Source organism: Actinoallomurus sp. NPDC050550 (assembly GCF_040655075.1).
In the GTDB taxonomy this organism is placed as follows: domain Bacteria; phylum Actinomycetota; class Actinomycetes; order Streptosporangiales; family Streptosporangiaceae; genus Actinoallomurus.
This window is the reverse complement of record NZ_JBFAJC010000014.1, coordinates 80,785-100,799: the sequence shown is the minus strand read 5'-3', so window position 1 is coordinate 100,799 and position 20,015 is coordinate 80,785. Positions and strand designations below refer to the sequence as shown.

Here is a 20,015-nt window from a genome sequence, read left to right as displayed (position 1 = left end):
ATCGAAGTGTTCCGGCGCTAGCGTCGAGGTCATGACGACACTGGAGGTGATCGCATGACCGTGGACCGCTGTGCCGAGTTCCGGGCGCTGCACCATGCCGCCGCTCCGCTGCTGCTGCCGAACGCCTGGGATCACGCGTCGGCCGCCGCGCTCGCCGACGCCGGGTTCGCGGCCGTCGGAACCACGAGTCTGGGCGTGGCGGCGGCCGCGGGCCTGCCGGACGCGGAAGGCGCCACCCTGGGGGAGACGCTGCGGCTGGCGCGTTCGGCGTCCCGATTGCCGTGTCTGTTGAGCGTGGACATAGAGGGCGGCTTCAGGGTCGACCCGGACGGCATCGCCGCCGTCGTGGGGGAGCTGGCCGATCTGGGAGTCGCCGGGATCAACCTCGAGGACGGCAGGCCGGACGGGACGCTGGCGGATCTGTCGCGGCAGGTCGAGGTGATCAGGGCGATCCGGTCACGGGTTCCCGGCATGTTCGTCAACGCACGTACCGACGCGTTCTGGCTGGGAGTCGCCGACCCGCTGGGGGAGGCGTTGCGCCGGTCGTCGGCGTTCATCGAGGCAGGGGCCGACGGGGTGTTCGTGCCGGGGGTCGCCGCGGAGACGGACATCTCGGCGCTCGTCGCCGGCAGCGCCGCTCCGGTGAACGTCCTGTTCCTGCCGGGACGGCACACGGTCGCCGGTCTGGCCGATCTGGGAGTCCGCCGCATCAGCTTGGGGTCGCTGCTGTTCCGTGCCGCGCTCCACGCGACGGTGGAGACGGCGCGGGCGATCCGAGCCGGTGAACCGGTGGGCACCGGCCTGCCCGGTTATGCCGACGTCCTCGAGTTGATCGGCCGGTTTTAACGACTGAAATTTACTATGTAAAGGCCGTCGAATTGTTGAAAAATCAAAAATAAAGAAAAAGACCATCCTCCTCAAGGACGGCCAGCCGCGAGAACGACCAGGTCGGCGAGTCGGCGGAGGGATTCGGGGTCGTCGGGGAGTTGACCGGTGGCGATGCGGATGTGCGGGGCGGCAGGCTGTACCTGGTAGCGGCTGCCGGGGGCGGCCGCCACGCCGTGCGCGGCGAGGGTGACGAGGGCCGCGGACTCGTCGGCGACCGGCACCCAGAGCATCAGCCCGTCGTTGTTGCGGGTCGCAACGCCCTGGGCGGCCAGTGCCTCGGCCATGCGTTCGCGCCGTCGGGTGTAGACGGTGCGGGCGTGGTCGACGGACGCGCGGGCGTCGGGGTCTTCGAGGAGATGGGCCAGGGCGTCCTGCAGGATGCGGCTGGTCCAGCCGGTGCCGTAGCTGCGGAGGACGCGGACCCGCTCGATGGTCTCCTCGGCGCCGCCGAGGACGGCGACGCGCAGGTCGGGTCCGTGGGACTTGGAGTATGACCGGATCAGGACCGTCTGGCCGGGCAGGTGCTCGCCGACGCTGACCGCCCGTGTGGTCGAAGCCTCGCCGAGTCCGTCGTCCTCGACCGCGAGGGTGCTGGTGGGGGCGAGCAACGCGGCGAGTTCGGCGGCGCGTTCCCGGGTCAGGGCGTGACCGCACGGGGTGTGGGCGCGGGGCTGGTAGACGAAGGCGGCCGGGTTGGTCGCCAGGGCTTCGGCGAGGGCGTCGGGGATCGGGCCCGCCTCGTCGCAGGCGACCGGGATCACCTCGGTGCCGAGGGCCTCGAAGATGTCGAGCAGTCGTGCGCCGGTGGGGTCTTCGACGGCGATGCGGTCACCGGGCAGGGCGGCGGTCTGGCAGGTCAGCTGGACGCCTTCGTAGCCGCCGCCGGTGACGAGCCAGGCGCCGGCGGCGAACGGCCAGGTGGGTTCGACGGCGCGGCGCAGGCGCGGGGTGATGGTCTCGCGGGCGTAGTCGTTGAGGCGTTCGGCGTGTGCGGCGGCGGCGAGGGCCTTCTCCAGCGGGGGGAGCAGCGCGGGGTCGGGGGCGGCGATCGCGAGGTCGACGGCGAGGTTGCCGCCGAAGTGGCCGATCCGTTCGTAGCGGACGGGGTGAGGGACGCTGGGCGGTCCGACGACGATCGTGCCGCGGCGGCGTTGCGCGCTGATGACGCGGTGCCGGCGGAGTGTCGCCCACGCGTCGGCGACCGTGGCGGGGCTGACGCCGAGTTCGGTGGCGAGGCCGCGGACAGTGGGCAGGCGTGTCCCGGCGGGCACCTGTCCGCCGCGGATGAGGTCGGTCACGGCCGAGGCGATGCCGCGGGCGCTGCGGTCGCCGATGTGGTCGGCGAGCCACTGGGCGTCCACCGAAGGCTCAGGCATGGTCCCCACCTGCCGTTCTGTCGATTTCGTGGTGGTAAATCTTTGTGCAGTAACAAAGTGAGTATTGTACTTGCTCCTGGGTGAACATATCGTCGGTCGCCATCGAGAGATGTCGAGTGAATGGAGCGATGTGTCGGTTCCACGGATTCGCCTGGCCCTGCGCGACTGGGATCACCTGGTCCCGCTCGTGACCGGCCGGGTACGCCCACGGGACTTCGAGCTGGAGGTGGAGTCCCGGCCGGTGACTCCGGACGTGCTCGCCGAGCCTGAACTGGACGGCGGTGAGACCTCGTTCAGCCGGTACGCGCTGGGGCGGAGCCGCGGCGACGACCGCCTCATCGGGCTTCCGGTGTTCGTCATGCGCGGGTTCCGGCACCGGTGCGTCCTCGTCCGGCGGGACAGCGACCTGGCGTCGCCGAAGGACCTGGCCGAGGCGCGGATCGGGCTGACGGGCTGGCCGGACTCGGGCAACACCTGGACGCGGGCGCTGCTGCGCGCGGCCGGGGTGGACCTGGACGGCATCGCCTGGACGGTCGGGCCGCTGGTCGCGGGGGAGACGGGCAAGGACCGGGTGGGGCCGCGGCCGCTTCCGCCGAACGTCACGGTGGCGGCGGAGGGCGAGTCGCTGGTCGATGGGCTGGCGGCGGGGCGGTTCGACGCCGTGTTCACGCCGTTCATGCCGGATGAGCTGTTCACCGCGGACAGCCGCTTCCGTCACCTGTACGAGGATCATCGCGGCGCCGAACTGGACTACTTCCGTACGGCCGGGTTCGTGCCGGGGATCCACCTTCTGGCGGTCAAGCGCGCGGTGGTCGAGCGGTACCCGTGGCTGCCGGCGGCTTTGGAGGAGGTCTTCGAGGAGTCCAAGCGCGTCTGGGTGGCACGGCGGAGGCTGCTGGCCGACACCACGCCGTGGCTGCTGGCGGAGCTGGAGGCGAGCGCGGAGATCTTCGGGCCGGACTGGATGCCGTACGGGACGGCCGCCAACGCCGCGATGACCGCCGCGTTCTGTGACGAGCTTCACCTGCAGGGCATCGCCCCGCACCCGATCGACGCCGAGGAGATGTTCGCATGAGGATCGCCGTCGGGCAGTTCGCCGTCGCCGAGGACTGGGCGGCCAACCTGAAGGCCTGCCAGGCGCTGGTCGATGAGGCCGTGGCCGGGGGAGCGGACCTGCTGGTGCTGCCGGAGGACTCGATGGCGCTGTTCATCGACGAGCCGACGCGGATCGTCGAGGCGGCCCAGTCGCTGTCCGGCCCGTTCCTGAGCGGGCTGCTGGAGCGCACCGCCGGGTCGTCGACGACGGTCGTCGTCGGCATGCACGAGCCGGCCGGGGACGGAAAGGTCTACAACACGCTCGCCGCGCTGCGCGACGGCGCGCTGGTGACGTCGTACCGGAAGGTACATCTGTACGACGCTTTCGGCGCGCGGGAGTCGGATCGGGTGCGCCCGGGCGGCGGCGAACCGGTGGTGTTCGAGTGCGCGGGCTGGCAGGTCGGGTTGATGACCTGCTACGACGTAAGATTCCCGGAAATGGCCCGGCTGCTGGTCGACCGGGGCGCCGAGCTGCTGGTGCTGCCGGCGGCCTGGGTGCGCGGGCCGGCCAAGGAGTGGCACTGGGAGGTCATGGTGACCGCCCGGGCCCTGGAGAACACCTGCTACGTCGCGGCGTCCGGCGAGTGCGGCCGTCGCAACATCGGCGCGAGCATGGTCGTGGATCCGCTCGGGATCGTTCGTGGCCGGCTGGCCGACGGGCCTGGGCTGTTGTGGGCCTCCGCGGACCGCGAGGACCTGGCCGCGGCCCGCCGGAAGCTGCCCGTGCTCGCCAACCGGCGATTCTTCGTCGACCCGTCAATGCGTTAAGGAGTAGATATCGTGTCGAAACGGATCGTCGCCGCGCTGGCCGCGGCAAGTGTTCTCACGGTGGCCGGCTGTGGCGCGAACCCGAGCGAGGTCGACGGCGGCAGCGGCGGCAAGGCACAGGGTGCGCCCGCCGTGGACCTGAAGCAGACCCTGAACAAGGATCTGAACGCGAAGCTGCCGGCGAAGGTGAAGGCCGCGGGCAAGCTGATCTCGGTGAACAACGGGTCGTTCCCGCCGTACGAGATCGCCGGTTCGGACGGGAAGACGCTGTCCGGCGCGTCGGCGGATGTCGCGACGGCGCTCTCGCAGATCCTGGGCGTGAAGATCGAGCACGCGACGGTGGACGGGCTGCCGAGTGAGCTGAGCGGGATCAAGGCGGGACGGTACGACTTCGCGATCGGGCCGATCGGTGACTTCCCCGAGCGGGAGACCGCGAACGACTTCGTGGACTGGGTGCGGGAGTTCGTGGTGTTCGCCGTGCCGAAGGGCAACCCCAAGCACATCACCTCGATCACGGACACGTGCGGGCTGCGCGTCGCGGTGATGGCGGGCGGTTCGGCGGAGGATGTGATCAAGAAGCAGGCGCAGACGTGCGTGCAGCAGAAGAAGCCGGCCGTGCAGGTGCAGTCGTACAAGGATCAGCCGACGTCGATCCTGGCGGTGCGGTCGGGGCGCGCGGACGCGTTCTTCTCCTCGCAGGCGCCGCTGACGTACTTCGTCAAGGAGGCGGGTAAGGCGCTGGAGCTGGCGGGCACGGGTCAGTCCAACGGGTTCGCCGACCTGTACCAGGGCGCGGTGGTCGCGAAGGGGTCGCCGCTGCGGGACGTGCTGTTGGAGGCGCTGCGGGAGCTGATGGCGAACGGCACGTACAAGAAGATCATGGACAAGTGGGGTCTGTCGGCGAACGTGCTGGACAAGCCCGGCGTGAACCTGGCGCCCAGGAAGGGGTGAGGCTCTCGTGGCTGTGACCGAGAAGACGTCCCGGGACGCGGCGGGTGAGGTGGACGTTGCCGGTGCGGCGCGTACGCGGCATCCGTTGCGGTGGGTGGCGTCGCTCGTCCTGCTGGTGCTGGCGGCGCAGCTGGTGCACCTGCTGGTGACGAACGACAACTTCGAGTGGGGTGTCGTCGGGCGGTACTTCAACGCGTCGATCATCGGGCAGGGGATCGCGACGACGCTGGAGCTGACGGTGATCGCGATGGCCGTCGGTGTCGTGGGCGGGGTGCTGCTGGCGGTCGGGCGGCTGTCGGAGAACCGGCTGCTGCGGACGTCGTGCGGGCTGTACGTGTGGTTCTTCCGGGGCATTCCGGTGCTGGTGCAGCTGGTGTTCTGGTACAACCTGTCGGCGCTGCTGCCGCGGGTGTCGTTCGGGGTGCCGTTCGGCCCGGAGTTCGTCAGCGGGGAGACCAATCACCTGATCACGCCGTTGTTCGCGGCGATCCTGGGTCTGGGGTTGAACGAGGCGGCGTACATGGCGGAGATCATCCGTGGTGGGCTGCTGGCGGTCGATCCGGGTCAGACGGAGGCGGCGCACGCGCTGGGCATGAGTGATGCGCGGACGTTCCGGCGGATCGTGCTGCCGCAGGCGATGCGGTTCATCGTGCCGCCGACGGGCAGCCAGGTGATCAACATGTTGAAGGCGACGTCGCTGGTGAGCGTGATCGCGCTGGCGGATCTGCTGTACACGGTTCAGTCGATTTACAACCGGACGTTCCAGACGATCCCGCTGCTGATCGTCGCGTGCCTGTGGTACTTGCTGATCACGTCGGTGCTGTACGTGGGGCAGTCGTTCATCGAGCGTCATTACGCGCGGGGGGCGACGCGGAACGCTCCGCAGGGTTTCTGGGACTTCGTGCTGATGCGCCGCCGGGCGCAGTTGCCGCCGACCACTCCGGAGGTGCCGTCGTGACCGCCGTTCCGCTGAGCGACGCGCCGCCGATGGTGTGCGCCCGTAACGTCCGTAAGAGGTTCGGGCATCTGGAGGTGCTCAAGGGCATCGACCTGGATGTGGCGGCGGGGGAGGTGGTCGTCGTGCTGGGCCCGTCCGGGTCGGGTAAGTCGACGTTCCTGCGCTGCATCAACCATCTGGAGACGATCGATGGTGGTTCGATCCATGTCGACGGTGAGCTGATCGGGTTCCGTGCGCACGGGGGCCGGGTCCGGCACCTGCGCAAGCGGGAGGTCACCCGGCAGCGCCGGGAGATCGGGATGGTGTTCCAGCAGTTCAATCTGTTCCCGCATCTGACGGTGCTGCGGAACATCATGGAGGCGCCGACGGGTGTGCGCCGTGAGCCGCGTGGGCCGGCGCGGGAGCGTGCGCTGGAGTTGCTGGTGAAGGTCGGGCTGGCGGACAAGGCCGAGAGTTATCCGCGGCAGCTGTCCGGTGGGCAGCAGCAGCGGGTGGCGATCGCGCGTGCGCTGGCGATGCGGCCGAAGCTGATGCTGTTCGATGAGCCGACCAGCGCGCTGGATCCGGAGCTGGTGGGTGAGGTGCTGGCGACGATGAAGGGCCTGGCGGAGGAGGGCCTGACCATGGTGGTGGTGACGCACGAGGTCGGGTTCGCGCGGGAGGTCGCCGACCGGGTGGTCTTCATGGACGGCGGCGTGGTCGTGGAGTCCGGGTCGCCCGCTTCGGTGCTGGACGATCCGTCGAACCCGCGCACGCGGGCGTTCCTCAGCCGGGTGCTGTAGTGACGGGGGCCGCCCCGGCCGGGGCGGCCCCCGGGCGGTCAGGGTGCGAACCAGCTGACGGTGTCGACGCCGAGGGCGGCGGGGGCGACCACCGAGCGCAGGGTGTCCTCCAGGCCGTCGAGGCGCTCGGCGCCGACGGTGGCCGCCCACCGGGAGCGCAGCTGGTCGAAGATCGCCGCTGATCGGGTGAGTGCGTCGAAGCCGCGGGCGGTGAGGCGCACGAGCTTGCGGCGGCCGTCGGTGGGGTCGTCGACGCGTTCGGCGTAGCCGAGTTCCTCGAGCCGGTCGATGGTCTTTCCGGCGGCCTGTTTGGAGACTCCGAGGCGGCGGCCGACCTCGCTGGCGGTGGCGCCGCCGGGGCCGATGGCCTGCATGGCGAACCCGTACGCGGGCCGTGCGTCGGGGTGGCCCTGGCGTGCCAGTTCGGCGTGGAGTTCGTCGATGAGCGTGCGGAATCCGGCGATGAGGAGCAGGGGCAGTTCGTATCCCGGCCGGTCGTGCCGCGAGCCGTCAGCCGTTGCGGACATCGTCAACCTGGTTTACTGTTTCGACAACCACGTTGCCGATTTTAGGGGATGATCCGTCATGGCGTTCACCGAGCACACGATCGAGTCCGCGCCGCCCGCCGCCCGCCGCTCCATGGAGGCCGCCGCCAAGAAGCTGGGATACCTGCCCGCGGCGGTCGCCCGCCTCGCCACCTCCCCGCAGATGCTGGACGGCTTCCTGCGGGCGAACGCGCTGTTCGAGACGACCACCTTGAGCCCGCTGGCCCGGGAGGTGCTCGTCATGACCATGGCCACCCGCAATGGCTGCCACCTCTGCGTGGCCATGCACACGGCCGGCCTGACCGCGCTCGGCGCGGACCCGGACCTGATCGCCGCCCTGCGCGAGGGCCGGCCCCTGAACGACGCGCCGCTGGAGGCGATGCGGCGGTTCGTCCTGGAGGTCCTGGCCACCTCCGGCGCGGTCTCGGCCGAGGCCATGGAGGACTTCCTGGGCCACGACTACACCCGGCAGAACGCCCTGGAGGTCGTCCTCGGCATCGGCGTCTACACCATGTCGACGCTGGCCAACCGCATGACCGACGCGCCCCTGGACGAGAGGCTGGAGCCGTTCGCCTGGACCGGGCACGCCGCCTGACGGTTTGCGGTCGCCGTGCACTGAGGGCGCTCAGGCCAGGCCCGCGTCGTGGGCCAGGAGCGCGATCTGGGTGCGGTTGTCCAGGTCGAGTTTGGTGAGAATGCTGGAGACGTGGGCCTTGACCGTCGTGAGGCCCATGGCCAGTTCGGCGGCGATGTCGGCGTTCGTCCGACCCCGGGCGATCGCGAGGGCCACCTCGTGCTCGCGCGGGGTGAGGGCGGCCAGCGTGGTGCGTGCCCGTTCGTAGGCGCCGGCCTGCGTGACGGTGCGGTCCATGAGCCGCCGGGTGATGCCGGGGGACAGGATCGGGTCCCCCGCGGCGACCCGGGTGACCGCCTCGACGATCTGCTGAGGCGAGGCGTCCTTGAGCAGGAACCCGCTGGCGCCGGCGCGCAGCGCGTACAGGATGTTCTCGTCGGTGTCGAAGGTGGTCAGGACGATCACCTCCGGCGGGCGGGCGCGGGCGCGCAGCCGACGGGTGGCGGTGATGCCGTCCACCCGCGGCATGCGCAGGTCCATCAGCACGACGTGGGGGGCGTGGGCGTCGGTGGCGGTGATGGCCTCCTGGCCGTCGGCCGCCTCGGCGACCACGGTGATTCCCGCGGCGCCGTCCAGCATCATGGACAGGCCCGCGCGCACCATGGCGTCGTCGTCGACCAGCAGTACGCGGATCACGCCGGCCATGGTAGCCAGGCCAGGAGACGGAACTGCCCGTCGGTGGCCTGGTGGTCCAGCCGCCCGCCGGCCAGCCGTACCCTCTCGGTGAGGCCGACCAGGCCGAGGCCGCTGCCCGGCGCGATCGGGGCCGTTTCCGCCGCGGGCAGCGGGTTGCGGACGTCGATCACCAGGCGGGTGCCCGGGGCACCGTGCAGCAGCATCTCGACCGGCAGGCCGGGCGCGTGCTTGCGCGCGTTGGTCAGCCCCTCCCGTGCGACGCGGTAGGCGGTCCGGGTGGCGCCCGCCGGGAGGGCGGCGGCGTCGGCGACCTCGTCGCGGAGCCGTACCGGCTGGCCCGCCTGGCGCGCCTCGGCGATCAGGCGGGGCAGGTCGGCCAGCGTGGGCTGGGGTTCCATGTCGTCGGGGGTGTCGTCCTCCTCGCGCAGCAGGCTGATCACCTGCCGAAGCTCCTCCAGCGCCTGGTGCACTCCGGTGCGGACCACCCCGGCGGCCTGGGCGAGTTGTTCGGGGGAGGAGTCCGGGCGGTACTCCAGCGCTCCGGCGTGGGTGGCCACCAGGGACAGCCGGTGGGCGAGCACGTCGTGCATCTCCCAGGCGAGCGTGCGCCGCTCGGCCATGCGGGCCTCGGCGATCCGCCTGCCCTGCTCGGCCTCGGCGCGCAGGGCGCGTTCGCGCAGTGAGAAGAGCAGTGCGCGGCGGGAGCGGGCCAGCGCGCCCCAGCCGACCAGCGCACCGTACGCGGCGCAGATCAGCACCAGCCACCAGCCGAGGGAGATGCCGGAGTTCGGCCGCCACAGTCCTTGGACCACGTGGGCCGCGATGCCGGCCGCCCCGACGGCCACCGCGACGGAGAACCGCCTGCGCTGGGCCACCTGCAGCGCCCCCATCGTCGCCGCCGTCGTGGCCACCGGAAAGGCCACCGCCAGCAGGGTGGCGGTCAGCGCCCCGGCGACCGGCCACCACAGCTGGGCGATCGCCGCGAGCAGGCTCACGACCGCGACGGCGACATCCAGCCAGGACGTGGAACCGTGTCCCCACAGCGCCACGCCGGTCAGCGTGCCCACCCCGAGGGTCACGCTCGCCACCGCGATCGGATGCGGGGAGGGCAGCTCGTTCACCGGGCCAGGCTAATCGCCGGTACGACGGAGCCGGTACCTACTTAAGTCGGACCCGCCCCCCGCCGGAGCAGGACGGGACGCGACCGCGCGCCCGATGCGGCGGCGCCGGCGGCCGGGCGAGGCTGACCGGCATGAACACCTCCATCACCAGACTCCTCCTCACCGTGTTCGGCGCTCCTGCGGCCGCCCTGGCCGTGTGGGCCCTGGCGGTGCCGTTGGCCGGAACCACGCTGACCGTACGGACGGGCGGCGGCACCAGCACGGTCGGGCCGGTGCCGGTCGCGGTCGCGAGCCTGCTGGCCGGGCTCGCGGGCTGGGCGCTCCTGGCCGTCCTGGAGCGATCGGCCACCCGGCCGCGCCGGATCTGGACGATCACCGCCGTGACCGTGCTCGCCCTGTCCCTCACCGGCCCGCTCACCGGCGCCGCCGGTGCCGGCGCGGCGCTGGTCCTGGTCCTGTTGCACCTGGTCGTCGGCTCCGTACTCGTCCTCGGGCTGGCGCGGCGATGAACCTGCCCTTCGGATACCTGACCGTTCTGGTCCTGATCGCGGTGTGCGCCCTGATCGCGCTGGCCGCGCCGGGACGGCCCCGGCCGCTGGCCATGCTCGCCTTCCGCCTCGGCGTGGCCGTCAACGAACTGCCCTTCGTGGTGTTCGCGTGGCTTCTGGCCGCCACGGTCCTGGCCCTCGTCCAAGGCGACCTCACCTCGCCCCTCCTCGCCGGGGCGGCGGCCGTGACCACGGCGGGCCTGGGACTGGTGGCCTGGCGCGGCCACCGGGCGTTGCCCGCCGTGCAACGCGCCATGGGGGCGGTGCCGGTCTCGCGCCGTCTGCCGTACAGGCGCATCCTGTTCCGACCCTTCTTCCGCCGCCACCGCGGTGTGGAACGGATCCCCGACCTGCCGTACGGCCCGGCCGGCCGGCGCAATCTCCTGGACCTGTACCGTCGTCGCTCCCGGCCGGCGGGCGTCCCGGTCCTGATCCACCTGCACGGCGGCGGTTACACGAGCGGCAGGAAGAACAGCCAGTCGCTGCCTCTCCTGTACCGGCTGGCGGGCCAGGGCTGGGTGTGCGTCAGCGCGAACTATCGTCTGCGTCCGCAGGCGACCTTCCACGACCATGTGGTGGACGCCAAGAAGGTGATCGCCTGGGTCCGGGAACACGGCCCCGCCTACGGCGCCGATCCCGACCGGATCATCCTGGCGGGCAGTTCCGCCGGCGCGCACATGGCGGCCTTGGCCGCGCTCACTCCCGCCGACCCCGCCTTCCAGCCCGGTTTCGAGCACGTGGACACCTCGGTCGCCGCGGTGATCGGCCTCGGCGGCTACTACGGCCCCTACGACGACGCGGACGCCCAGACCTCGCCTCTTGCCCATGTCGGGCCCGACGCGCCGCCGTTCTTCCTCGTCCATGGCGACCACGACACCGTCGTCCCCGTCGAGGGCGCCCGGGTCTTCGCCGAACGCCTCTGCGGCCTGTCGACCCGGCCGGTCGTCTACGCCGAACTGCCCGGCGGGCAGCACGCGTTCGACCTGTTCCACTCACTACGCTTCGAAGCCGTCGTCAACGCCGTCGACGCCTTCGCCGCGCATGTCCTGCCGCCCGGTTCCCGGGCGATGGCCGCCGCGCCGGACCGCGAGATCCTCGAGGATGCGGACTCCGGCCGTACCCACGGGCCGTGACCCATACGGGTATCGCCGAGATACGGTCGGCGTAACCGACTGCGCCCACCGCCCGCGGAGCAGGCGGCCGGTTCAGCCTGCCAGCTGCTGCAGCCATTCGCGCAGCAGAGCCGTCTCCGTGTCTCGCAGAGGTACCCGGGCGCCCGCAGCCGGGGGCCCGGTGGTGAGCGCGGTTTCCAGTGCGGCATCGAGAGCGAGTGCGCGCGAGGCCAGGTCCGACCCGGATGAGGCGGGCGAGCCCGTGGTGACCGAGGCGATGACGGTGTCCCGCAGCCGTGCCGAAGTGGTCAGGTCCCGCTCCGAGGACTCTTCGCCGATCAGCGCCAGCGTGGCACCCGTCGTCGCCGCGTGGATGACGCGGGTCGCCTGCTCCACCGGAACCCGAAGGCGCCCGGCATCGGCCGCCCGGCCCAGCAGTCTCACCAGCAGGGCGTGCGCCTCGTCCGCGGCCGGGGGCCGCCGCCCGGGCCGCACAGTGCCGTACATGAGCATGTAGAACGCGGGGTGCTGCACTCCGAAGTCGACGTGTAGGTCCCAGCCGCGGTAGAGGTCGGCCACCGGGTCGTCGGGGGTCAGCGCCAGTGCCTCCCGTTTCTCGGCCAGGTACATCTCGAATCCGTAGGCGGCCAGCTCGGCCAGGAGTCCGTCCTTGTCGTCGAACATCCGGTAGAGCGCGGGGGCCGTGATGCCCGCGGCTGCGGCGACAGCGCGCGTAGAGACCGCTTCGCTGCCGCCCTCCTCCAAAAGCTTGGCGGCCACCTGCAGCACCTGACGTCGCGCGGCGCGTCGTCCCTCGTTCATGGAACAACGATATCTCATTTTGCGTATCGCTGCCTTATCGGTGATACGCTCAGAAGTGGAACAGTGATCCATACCGATGGTGGTCGGCGTCGGCCCGCGGCACCTGGGCATGCACCGCGCCCCCACCCGGGCCGCCGGCACCCGAAGCGCGGAGCAGTGCGGCCGACCGCCGCAGCGGGCGGCTCATCGTCCGCCGCCACACCACCGAACACGCCGCCACCGCGGCAGGAGAGGAACACCCGTGTCCGATATCTCGATCGTCATCGCGTCGCATTCCGGCTACGGCCACACCGCGCAGATCGCCACGGCCGTGGCCGACGGCGCGCGCTCCATCGCTGGGACGCACGTCCACCGCGTGGACGTCGCCTCCCTCAGCGACGCCGACTGGGAACTGATGGACGCCGCGGACGCCATCATCTTCGGCACTCCTACCTATATGGGCACCGCGTCCGGGGCGTTCCACGCCTTCGCCGAGGCCAGCAGCAAGCGGTGGATGACCCGCGCCTGGAGCGACAAGCTCGCGGCGGGATTCACCAACTCCGGCTCCATGAGCGGCGACAAGATGCACACCCTGCAGTACCTCTCGCTCCTGGCGGCCCAGCACGGAATGCTCTGGGTGAGCCTGAACCTCCTGCCGGGCTGGAACACCACCACATCCAGCCCCCAGGACGACAACCGCCTCGGCTTCTACCTCGGCGCCGGCGCACAAAGCTTCAACGACACCCCCGCCGTCCACGACGCAGACCTGAACACCGCCCGCCACCTCGGCCGGCGCGTCGCCGAGCACACCCGCATCCACCGCGCCGGACTGACCGCCGCAACGCACTGACACAACGGTCCACCGAACATTGCCTTCCAGCTTCTTTCAATCGACGCCGCCGTCCCGGAGGCCGCGACGAAACCCACGAGGGTGGGGTACGCCCGTTGCAGTCGGCGACACCCGCCATAGGCGGCCTTTGAGGAACATTGGAACGGAAAGCGGCGCTAGGCGTTGATCATGGCTTGACCTGCGTTTCTGTGAGTTGACCAGAGGCCTGGGGTGCTGGTGAGGTGCTCGCGGTTCCGCCGCGGTGGGTGGGTTGCAGCAGCAGGAGAGATGCGTTGCCGGTTGAGTTCCTGTCCGATGACCAGGCGTCGGCGTATGGCAGTTTCCCGGGCACGGGGTTCTCGCGTGCCGAGATCGACCTGCAGCGGATCACCCGGCACTGGGAGGACATCCTGCGGGTGATCGCCTCCATCCACACCGGCACCGTCCGCGCGCACGAGGTGATCCGGATGCTCTCCCGCGACGGAAACCCCACCCCGCTCGGCGAAGCGATCGCTCACTACGGCCGGATCCACAAAACCCTGCACGTGCTGCGGATGGCCGACGAACCCGGCTACCGGCGCACCATGAAAGCGCAGGGCAACGTCCAGGAAGGCCGCCACGCCCTCGGCCGGGACCTGTTCCACGGCCGCCGCGGCGCTGGGCACCGACCAGGCGTCCCCGGCCCAGCGCAAGGCCTACCGGATCCACACAACCCGGCTCACTAGCGGCGTGGCCACTACTTCGCGCTGATCAGCCGCTTCTGCTGCACGATCGCACCGACCGGCCGCGCCTGTACGGACCACGTCACTCGGTGCCGCGTATGTTGCAGATCACAGGCACTGTCCGAGCGATCCGTTCCGTGGCGCTCCGAACAGCAGCTTTCGGGCTTAGCGCCGTTTTTCGTTCCAATGTTCCTCGAGGGCGTAGGCACACGTGTCCGGAGGAGTGCCGGTGCGGGCGAGCCGGTGGCCTCGCGCGGTCACTCCCAGATCGCGGACTCCGGGTCGACTCCGTGGGCCGCGGCGTTCGCGAAGATCGCGTCGCGCAGCCAGACGGCCAGGCCTGGTGCGGCCGTGTCGAAGTATTCGGCGTATCCGGGATCGTCGACGAACGTCCGCCCGATGCACGCCTGCATCGCGTGCGTGCAGTCGAAGTACCGCGAGAGCAGTGCGCGGTGCCGCTCCACGAGGGCGTTCGCCTCGTCGGAGCCGGGCGCGACGCCGGCGCGCTTGGCGGCGGCGAGGTCGGTGTTCAACGCGTCGGTCGTGGCCGCGATGTCCTTCCAGTCCTCTGGTGTCATCCGGTCGGCCCGCTCGGCGTACTGCGCCCACTGCGCGCTGTCGCCCCAGCGGTCCTCGGCCTCCTCGACCCAGGCGGGCTGCCAGTCGTCGCCGAAGATCTCGACCTGCTCCTCCGGAGTCAGCCGCATCCCCGTCTTCGACGCCTCCAGCATGCGATCGACCGCGCCGACCATCTTCTGCAGGCGGTCGATGCGTTCCATCAGCTGTGACCGCTGCCGGCGCAGGTGGTGACGCGCGTCGGTGCCCGGGGCATCGAGGATCCGGCCGATCTCGGCGAGCGGAAAACCCAGCTCCCGGTAGACGAGGACCCGGTGGATCCGGGCGACGTCGTCGCCCGAGTACACCCGGTACCCGGCCCAGGTCCGCTCGCTCGGGCGTACGAGGCCGATCGAGTCCCAGTGGTGCAGCGTCTTGACGCTGACCCCGACGAGAGAGGCGGCCCGGCCGACGGTGAGGCCGCCGGATCCGGCCGGCTCGGCGGCCTCCCCGGTGCGGATCGGTCCCTCCTCGTGGGCGTCACTCGTCACCGGCTCAGTATGGCCCGTGGGGAGGAGCGGATGTGCCGGCAAAGACGTGCGCCGCGGACCGTCCCGCTACTGCCGGTACTCGGCGGCAGCCGAGGTTCCGAGGACGTTCAGAAGGGCCAGCGCTTCGGCGCTCGGGGATCCGTGCGGGGCGCTGTAGAGCACGAGGTGCTGGTCGCGTTCGGTGAGTGCGAGTGAGTCGCAGTCGACGGTGATCTCTCCGACGGCCGGGTGGCGGAAGGTTTTGGTGAGGGTGGGTGCGGCCTGCACGTCATGTCGGTCCCAGAGGCGGGCGAAGTCGGGGCTGGCGTCGCGGAGTTCGTCGATGAGTCCGGTGACCGCGGGGTCGGTGGGGTAGCGGGCGAGGGCGGCACGCAACCCCATGACGGCCTGGTGCCGGAACTCGGCGGTGTTGGCGACCCCGTACAGCGGCGCGCCGGCGCGTTCTGATCCGAGGAATACCCTGCGTGCGAGGTTGCGGTCCCTGGGGGCGAGTGCGGCGAAGTCCTCCATGAGGGCGGCGGCGAGGTCGTTCCAGGCGAGCACCTCGAACGCGGCGGACATGACGAAGCCGGCTGTCTGGGGCAGCCGCTCGAGCAGGGCGAGGATGCTCGGGCGGACGTCGCACCGGTGCAGCCTGGAACGGCTCGGCGCGGTGCCCGCCAGGACGTGGAGGTGATCGGATTCGGTGTCCGTGAGCAGCAGTGCGCCTGCGATCCCGGCGAGGACCTCGCCCGAGGGTCTTGAGGCCGCTCTGCCCTGTTCGAGGCGAACGTAGTACTCCGTGGAGATGTGCGCGAGGACCGCGACCTCCTCGCGCCGCAGGCCCGGTGTCCGGCGTCGCGGGCCTGAGGGGAGACCGACGTCTTCGGGCCGGAGCCGTTCGCGGCGGCTGCGGAGGAATCCATCGGCCTGCTGAACGGCAAGGTCGTGTTCATCACCGGCGCCAGCCGTGGCATCGGCGCTGCCGCGGCCCGGCTCTTTGCGCGGGAAGGCGCAAAGGTCGTGCTGGCCGCCCGCAGCACCGACGCCCTTGAGCGGATCGTGACCGAGATCCGAGCCGACGGCGGCGTCGCCGACGCCGTCACCCTGGACCTCGCCGACCGTGCGAGCATCCGCGTGGCGGTCGACCGCGTCGGGGAGTTGCACGGACGGCTCGACGGCGCCTTCAACAACGGCGCGGTGATTCAGCAGCCCGGCCCGGTCGACGCGACCACCGACGAGGACATCGACGAGCAGTTCGCCGTGAACCTCCGCGCGCACTGGACCGCCATGAACGCCGAGGCCGCACTCATGCGACGCAACGGCGGCGGGGCCATCGTCAACACCTCCAGCATCGGCAGCCGTCGCGCCAACCCCGCCCTGCCCGCCTATGGGGCGATGAAGCGCGCGCTCAACAGCCTCACCGAGACCGCCGCGGTCGACTGGGCCCCCGCAGGCATCCGGGTGAACGGCATCACCCCCGGCGGCACCGCCACCGAAATGATCGACGACTGGGAAGCGGCGACTCCCGGCATCATCGAGGGGATGACCGCAAGGATCCCGCTGGGCCGGATGGCCGAGCCCCGGGAGATCGCCGAGGCGGCCGCCTGGCTGCTCAGCGACCGCGCCTCGTACGTGACCGGCGCGATCCTGCCGGTCGACGGCGCCGCCGGCGCCTGACCGGGGCCGTGGTCATATCCGGCCGGGAATTCTCGATAAGCCCTGGCCGCAGGCGGTGGGGGTGTTGGGGGCGGTAGCGAGATGAGCCGGTTTCAGTTTGGGCATACCGCCGGGTAGTGGCGGGTTGTTCTCCTACGGTGACGTTCCGTGCCGCATGAGTACTTGTCTGTGGAGCAGGTGGGCCGGTACGGCCGGTTCGTGGCGGACCCGACGCCTGAGGAGTTGGAGAAGTTCTTCTTCCTGGATGAGGCCGCGCTGACGGAGGCGCGGATCCGGCGTGGCCTGCACAACCGGCTCGGATGGTCGGTCCAGTGGGGAACGGTGCGGATGCTCGGCACGTTCCTGACCGACTCCGGTCCGGTCGACGTACCGGAGGTGGTGATCAGGTACGTCGCCGAGCAGCTCGGGGTCGGGGACTGGACGGCGGTGAAGCAGTACGGCGACCGGTGGCAGACGCCCTACGACCACGCGACGCAGATCCGGGAGCTGCTGGGGTACCGGGAGTTCGGTGACGCCGAGGCCGAGGTGGCCGCGTTCATCGCGTCCCGGGTGGGCAAGACGCGTGACTCCAAGCGGGAGCTGTTCGACCGGGCGGTGCTGTGGCTGATTGAGAACCGGGTGTTGCTACCGGGGATCAGCACGCTGTCGCGGCTGGTGACCGAGGTACGGCGGGTCGAGCTGGCGGCGATCAACAAGACGCTGGTGGATGCGGCTCCGCCGTACATGCGTGGGGAGCTGGTGGCCACGCTGCGGGTACCGGACGGCAAGAAAGTGTCGGTGCTGGAGTGGATGCGCACTGCGGTGACCAAGGTGTCGGGTACGGGCATGGTGGAGGCATTCGACCGGTCGGCGTATGTGTTGGGGCTGGGTACCGGGGTGGTGGATTGCTCGATGGTGGCGCCGGTGAAGATGGCTGGCCGGCAACGCCTCGGTGAGCATCAAGGGCGGCAGGCTGCACATGTCGCGGCTGGAGGCCGCGCCGCTGCCGGAAGGGTTCAAGGCGGTCCACGACGCCGTCCAGGACCTGCTGCCGCGTATCGACTACCCCGAACTGCCGCTGGAGGTGCACGCCAGGACCGGCATGTTCGACCAGATGGGGCACATCTCCGGGTCGCACCTGCGTCGCGACGACCTGGACATCACCCTCGCCGCGCTGACCGTGGCCCGCTCGTGCAACGTCGGCCTGGTCCCCGTCATCAAGCCGGGGACGCTGGCGCTCACCGAGCACCGGCTGCTGGGAGTGGAGAAGGGCAACTTCCACGGCGAGGGCATCGCCGCAGCCTCGGCCCGCCTGGTCGAGACCCAGGCCCCGATCGACATCACCGCGGATTGGGGCGGCGGGCTGGTCGCCTCGGTGGACGGGATGCGGTTTGTGGTCCCGGTCCGCTCCCTGTTTGCCCGCCCGTCACCTCTGTACTTCGGTATCGGGAAGCGGCCGAGGGGTTCGACCTGGTTGAACACCGTCTCGGACAAGGTGATGGGTCTTGGGGGCCTACTGATCCGCGGCACGCTGCGGGACTCGCTGTTCATCCTGGACGCCATCCACCGCCTCGACGCGATCGAACACCCCGAGGTGATCACCACCGACCAGGGCAGCTACTCCGACCTGGTGTACGGCATGTTCGCGATGTGCGGGTACCAGTTCGCGCCCCGCCACGCCGACATCACCGACACCCAACTATGGTGGATCGACACTGCGATGCTGGAGGGCACCCTCACCCGCGACCACAAGCACGCCAACGCCTGGGGCGACTTCAACACCCTGGGCCTGCGCCGTGTCTCCCTCCCGGCGATCATTGGCCAATGGGACGACATGGTCCGGGTGGCCGGATCCCTGGCTACCGGCCAGGTCCGCGCCTACGACCTGATCCGGATGATGATGACCGAGGGTCGCCTTACCGGCCTGGGGTCGGCATTCGCCCACTATGGCCGAATCTTCAAGACCCTCCACCTACTTCAGGTGATTCATGTGGGAGAGTACCGGCGGATGATCGGCGCCCAGCTCAACATCGGCGAGTCCCGCCACAACCTGGCCCGGCGCGTGTTCTTCGGCAACCTCGGCCAGCTTCGCCGCGGATATGAGCGTGGGATGGAAGACCAGCTCGGCGCGTTGGGCCTGGGGTTGAATGCCATCACCTGGTGGAACTCGTTGTATATCGACGCGGCGGTCAAGCAGTTGGAGGCTGGCGGCCTGGGCATCGGCCACGACATCCGCGCTCGGCTGAGCCCCCTGGTGTTTGAGCACATCAACTTCCACGGTTTCTACCCGTTCCACCGTCCTAAGTTGGGCGAACAGCTGCGCGATCTTCGTTACCCTGCCGCCGCCGACCCCGATGAGGAGTGAGAGGCGTGACGGGTGATCTACCGGTAGTCCGTGCCGGTGCCGGTGCCGGACGGCGAGGTCTCCAGAGCCGCTCCCGGCGGGCTCATCCGTTGTCGGCCAGGATGCGGGGCAGGCCGAATCGCGGGAGCATGCCGGTGTCGAGGAAGGCCGTGATTTGGCTTATACGGTCGCCGTCGAGAGTGAGCACGGTCAGTCCGTGCGCGCGGGCGATGCCGGCGTAGGGGTCGCGCAGATAGCGGCCGAATGCGGGCTGGCCGTTGGCTCTGGTCGGAATGAGGCGGAACCGCCGAGTGCCGCCCACAAAGCCGATTTCGGCGAAGAAGTCAGCGATGGCGTCGCGGCCTTGGTATTCCTGCGGCAGTGGTGGCATGGTGAACCAGGCGTCGTCGGTGAGCAGCTCAACCAGCGCGGGCACGTCGCACCGCTCAAAGGCGGCGACGAACGCGTCCATGACGCGACGCTCGGTCGGGGAGTTCGGTAGCGGCGGGTGTGCCGACTGCTCACGATTCGCCAATGCGCTGCGGGCCCGTTTGAGGCCGCTCGCGACGGCGTCCACGGTTGTGTCGAGCATCTCCGCGACTTCGGCGCCTCGGAATCCGAGCACGTCGCGCAGCACGAGGATGGCCCGCTGGCGCGGCGGCATGGTCTGTACGGCGGCGACGAACGCGAGTGATACGGCCTCGCGGCTCTCCACACGCGCTTCTGGGCCAGGGACCGGCTCGCCGAACCCGGTCAGCGTGTCGGGGTAGGGCTCGAGCCACGGTACCTCGCTGAGCCGGTTCGGCTCAGGCAGCGGAACCGGAGGCGGGGCGGCGACCGGAGACGGCCGGTGGCTGCGATCACGCAACGCGTTCAGGCAGCGGTTGGTCGCGATCCGGTACAACCAGGTGCGTATCGAGGAACGCCCCGCGAAACCGCCGATCCCGCGCCAGGCCGCGAACAGCGTCTCCTGGACCAGATCCTCGGCCTCGGCAACCGAACCCACCAGCCGATAGCAGTGCACCTGAAGCTCCCTCCGGTACGGCTCGGTGAGCTTGCCGAACGCTTCCGCGTCGCCCTCGCGTGCTCCCGACAGCAACACCTCGTCCATGACCCCATCCTCGCTGCGTCCGAACTCGCATAATCGTCCAGTTGTGATGA

At 70.4% G+C, this 20,015-nt stretch carries 21 protein-coding genes and 2 pseudogenes; 14 read left to right on the top strand and 9 right to left on the bottom strand.

What is annotated here, in order from left to right; translation table 11 throughout:
- Positions 1-54 precede the first annotated feature (54 nt).
- The gene (locus tag AB0I04_RS20990) at positions 55-846 is read left to right on the top strand and encodes an isocitrate lyase/phosphoenolpyruvate mutase family protein (protein ID WP_360886756.1); all 792 of its coding nucleotides are present in this window, start codon (positions 55-57) and stop codon (positions 844-846) included.
- A 71-nt stretch (positions 847-917) separates the two neighbouring features.
- On the opposite strand, the gene AB0I04_RS20985 is transcribed toward AB0I04_RS20990, so the two are convergent.
- Entirely contained in the window at positions 918-2,264 is a 1,347-nt protein-coding gene (locus AB0I04_RS20985) for an aminotransferase class I/II-fold pyridoxal phosphate-dependent enzyme (protein WP_360886754.1), read from the bottom strand.
- Positions 2,265-2,394: 130 nt separating this feature from the next.
- On the opposite strand from AB0I04_RS20985, the gene AB0I04_RS20980 reads away from it, so the two are divergent.
- Genes AB0I04_RS20980 through AB0I04_RS20960 form a run of 5 tightly spaced genes read left to right on the top strand, consistent with a single transcriptional unit; the run spans position 2,395 to position 6,818 of the window.
- Complete coding sequence (locus AB0I04_RS20980) at positions 2,395-3,339, top strand: hypothetical protein (RefSeq protein ID WP_360886752.1); 945 nt, start codon at positions 2,395-2,397, stop codon at positions 3,337-3,339.
- Positions 3,336-4,127, top strand: a complete 792-nt coding sequence (locus tag AB0I04_RS20975; protein WP_360886750.1) for a nitrilase-related carbon-nitrogen hydrolase — start codon at positions 3,336-3,338, stop codon at positions 4,125-4,127. Before AB0I04_RS20980 ends, AB0I04_RS20975 begins: the two co-directional genes overlap by 4 nt.
- Before the next feature lie 12 nt (positions 4,128-4,139).
- A complete protein-coding gene (locus AB0I04_RS20970) occupies positions 4,140-5,078 on the top strand; it encodes an ABC transporter substrate-binding protein (RefSeq protein ID WP_360886748.1) in 939 nt (312 codons plus the stop codon).
- A gap of 7 nt (positions 5,079-5,085) precedes the next feature.
- Complete coding sequence (locus AB0I04_RS20965) at positions 5,086-6,036, top strand: amino acid ABC transporter permease (RefSeq protein ID WP_360886746.1); 951 nt, start codon at positions 5,086-5,088, stop codon at positions 6,034-6,036.
- 29 nt (positions 6,037-6,065) lie between these two features.
- Positions 6,066-6,818, top strand: a complete 753-nt coding sequence (locus tag AB0I04_RS20960) for an amino acid ABC transporter ATP-binding protein (RefSeq protein ID WP_360886966.1) — start codon at positions 6,066-6,068, stop codon at positions 6,816-6,818.
- Between the two features lie 38 nt (positions 6,819-6,856).
- Here the strand turns inward: AB0I04_RS20960 and AB0I04_RS20955 are convergent, their stop codons facing one another.
- Positions 6,857-7,345, bottom strand: coding sequence for a MarR family transcriptional regulator (locus AB0I04_RS20955; RefSeq protein ID WP_360886744.1), 489 nt, complete (start codon positions 7,343-7,345; stop codon positions 6,857-6,859).
- A gap of 58 nt (positions 7,346-7,403) precedes the next feature.
- Here AB0I04_RS20955 and AB0I04_RS20950 point away from each other — a divergent pair, with 58 nt between their 5' ends.
- Positions 7,404-7,958 (top strand): carboxymuconolactone decarboxylase family protein, encoded by a 555-nt coding sequence (locus AB0I04_RS20950; protein ID WP_360886742.1) that lies wholly within the window; start codon positions 7,404-7,406, stop codon positions 7,956-7,958.
- 30 nt (positions 7,959-7,988) lie between these two features.
- On the opposite strand, the gene AB0I04_RS20945 is transcribed toward AB0I04_RS20950, so the two are convergent.
- Complete coding sequence (locus tag AB0I04_RS20945; RefSeq protein WP_360886741.1) at positions 7,989-8,642, bottom strand: response regulator transcription factor; 654 nt, start codon at positions 8,640-8,642, stop codon at positions 7,989-7,991.
- Positions 8,630-9,754 carry a histidine kinase gene (locus tag AB0I04_RS20940; protein WP_360886739.1) on the bottom strand — a complete coding sequence of 375 codons (1,125 nt, stop codon included), beginning with the start codon at positions 9,752-9,754 and terminating at the stop codon, positions 8,630-8,632. Before AB0I04_RS20940 ends, AB0I04_RS20945 begins: the two co-directional genes overlap by 13 nt.
- A gap of 131 nt (positions 9,755-9,885) precedes the next feature.
- On the opposite strand from AB0I04_RS20940, the gene AB0I04_RS20935 reads away from it, so the two are divergent.
- Both AB0I04_RS20935 and AB0I04_RS20930 read left to right on the top strand, forming a co-directional pair.
- Positions 9,886-10,263 carry a DUF6069 family protein gene (locus AB0I04_RS20935; RefSeq protein ID WP_360886737.1) on the top strand — a complete coding sequence of 126 codons (378 nt, stop codon included), beginning with the start codon at positions 9,886-9,888 and terminating at the stop codon, positions 10,261-10,263.
- The gene (locus AB0I04_RS20930; protein WP_360886735.1) at positions 10,260-11,435 is read left to right on the top strand and encodes an alpha/beta hydrolase; all 1,176 of its coding nucleotides are present in this window, start codon (positions 10,260-10,262) and stop codon (positions 11,433-11,435) included. Before AB0I04_RS20935 ends, AB0I04_RS20930 begins: the two co-directional genes overlap by 4 nt.
- A 72-nt stretch (positions 11,436-11,507) precedes the next feature.
- Here the strand turns inward: AB0I04_RS20930 and AB0I04_RS20925 are convergent, their stop codons facing one another.
- Entirely contained in the window at positions 11,508-12,236 is a 729-nt protein-coding gene (locus AB0I04_RS20925) for a TetR/AcrR family transcriptional regulator (protein ID WP_360886734.1), read from the bottom strand.
- Positions 12,237-12,477: 241 nt separating this feature from the next.
- Here AB0I04_RS20925 and AB0I04_RS20920 point away from each other — a divergent pair, with 241 nt between their 5' ends.
- Both AB0I04_RS20920 and AB0I04_RS20915 read left to right on the top strand, forming a co-directional pair.
- Entirely contained in the window at positions 12,478-13,065 is a 588-nt protein-coding gene (locus AB0I04_RS20920) for a flavodoxin family protein (protein ID WP_360886732.1), read from the top strand.
- A gap of 272 nt (positions 13,066-13,337) precedes the next feature.
- Positions 13,338-13,769 carry a Tn3 family transposase gene (locus AB0I04_RS20915; RefSeq protein ID WP_360886730.1) on the top strand — a complete coding sequence of 144 codons (432 nt, stop codon included), beginning with the start codon at positions 13,338-13,340 and terminating at the stop codon, positions 13,767-13,769.
- 254 nt (positions 13,770-14,023) lie between these two features.
- On the opposite strand, the gene AB0I04_RS20910 is transcribed toward AB0I04_RS20915, so the two are convergent.
- The 3 genes and pseudogenes from AB0I04_RS20910 to AB0I04_RS20900 form a co-directional block, all read right to left on the bottom strand.
- A complete protein-coding gene (locus tag AB0I04_RS20910) occupies positions 14,024-14,872 on the bottom strand; it encodes a MerR family transcriptional regulator (protein ID WP_360886728.1) in 849 nt (282 codons plus the stop codon).
- 66 nt (positions 14,873-14,938) lie between these two features.
- A complete protein-coding gene (locus AB0I04_RS20905; RefSeq protein WP_360886964.1) occupies positions 14,939-15,478 on the bottom strand; it encodes a hypothetical protein in 540 nt (179 codons plus the stop codon).
- 123 nt (positions 15,479-15,601) lie between these two features.
- Positions 15,602-15,712: pseudogene (locus AB0I04_RS20900) on the bottom strand (helix-turn-helix domain-containing protein); the annotation flags it as partial.
- Between the two features lie 87 nt (positions 15,713-15,799).
- Between AB0I04_RS20900 and AB0I04_RS20895 the strand changes: the two are divergent.
- The 3 genes and pseudogenes from AB0I04_RS20895 (at position 15,800) to AB0I04_RS20885 (ending at position 18,875) form a co-directional block, all read left to right on the top strand.
- Positions 15,800-16,531 carry an SDR family oxidoreductase gene (locus AB0I04_RS20895; RefSeq protein ID WP_360886726.1) on the top strand — a complete coding sequence of 244 codons (732 nt, stop codon included), beginning with the start codon at positions 15,800-15,802 and terminating at the stop codon, positions 16,529-16,531.
- Between the two features lie 147 nt (positions 16,532-16,678).
- A pseudogene (locus AB0I04_RS20890) lies at positions 16,679-17,137 on the top strand (DUF4158 domain-containing protein); the annotation flags it as partial.
- Between the two features lie 325 nt (positions 17,138-17,462).
- Positions 17,463-18,875 (top strand): Tn3 family transposase, encoded by a 1,413-nt coding sequence (locus tag AB0I04_RS20885; protein WP_360886724.1) that lies wholly within the window; start codon positions 17,463-17,465, stop codon positions 18,873-18,875.
- 82 nt (positions 18,876-18,957) lie between these two features.
- Here the strand turns inward: AB0I04_RS20885 and AB0I04_RS20880 are convergent, their stop codons facing one another.
- The gene (locus AB0I04_RS20880; protein ID WP_360886722.1) at positions 18,958-19,965 is read right to left on the bottom strand and encodes a sigma-70 family RNA polymerase sigma factor; all 1,008 of its coding nucleotides are present in this window, start codon (positions 19,963-19,965) and stop codon (positions 18,958-18,960) included.
- Between the last annotated feature and the right edge of the window lie 50 nt (positions 19,966-20,015).

Bases quoted from the DNA above. Each gene is read 5' to 3' on its own strand.
- AB0I04_RS20990 (WP_360886756.1), top strand. From the start codon at position 55: ATGACCGTGGACCGCTGTGCCGAGTTCCGGGCGCTGCACCATGCCGCC.
- AB0I04_RS20985 (WP_360886754.1), bottom strand. From the start codon at position 2,264: ATGCCTGAGCCTTCGGTGGACGCCCAGTGGCTCGCCGACCACATCGGC.
- AB0I04_RS20975 (WP_360886750.1), top strand. From the start codon at position 3,336: ATGAGGATCGCCGTCGGGCAGTTCGCCGTCGCCGAGGACTGGGCGGCC.
- AB0I04_RS20960 (WP_360886966.1), top strand. From the start codon at position 6,066: ATGGTGTGCGCCCGTAACGTCCGTAAGAGGTTCGGGCATCTGGAGGTG.
- AB0I04_RS20955 (WP_360886744.1), bottom strand. From the start codon at position 7,345: ATGTCCGCAACGGCTGACGGCTCGCGGCACGACCGGCCGGGATACGAA.
- AB0I04_RS20950 (WP_360886742.1), top strand. From the start codon at position 7,404: ATGGCGTTCACCGAGCACACGATCGAGTCCGCGCCGCCCGCCGCCCGC.
- AB0I04_RS20945 (WP_360886741.1), bottom strand. From the start codon at position 8,642: ATGGCCGGCGTGATCCGCGTACTGCTGGTCGACGACGACGCCATGGTG.
- AB0I04_RS20935 (WP_360886737.1), top strand. From the start codon at position 9,886: ATGAACACCTCCATCACCAGACTCCTCCTCACCGTGTTCGGCGCTCCT.
- AB0I04_RS20930 (WP_360886735.1), top strand. From the start codon at position 10,260: ATGAACCTGCCCTTCGGATACCTGACCGTTCTGGTCCTGATCGCGGTG.
- AB0I04_RS20925 (WP_360886734.1), bottom strand. From the start codon at position 12,236: ATGAACGAGGGACGACGCGCCGCGCGACGTCAGGTGCTGCAGGTGGCC.
- AB0I04_RS20880 (WP_360886722.1), bottom strand. From the start codon at position 19,965: ATGGACGAGGTGTTGCTGTCGGGAGCACGCGAGGGCGACGCGGAAGCG.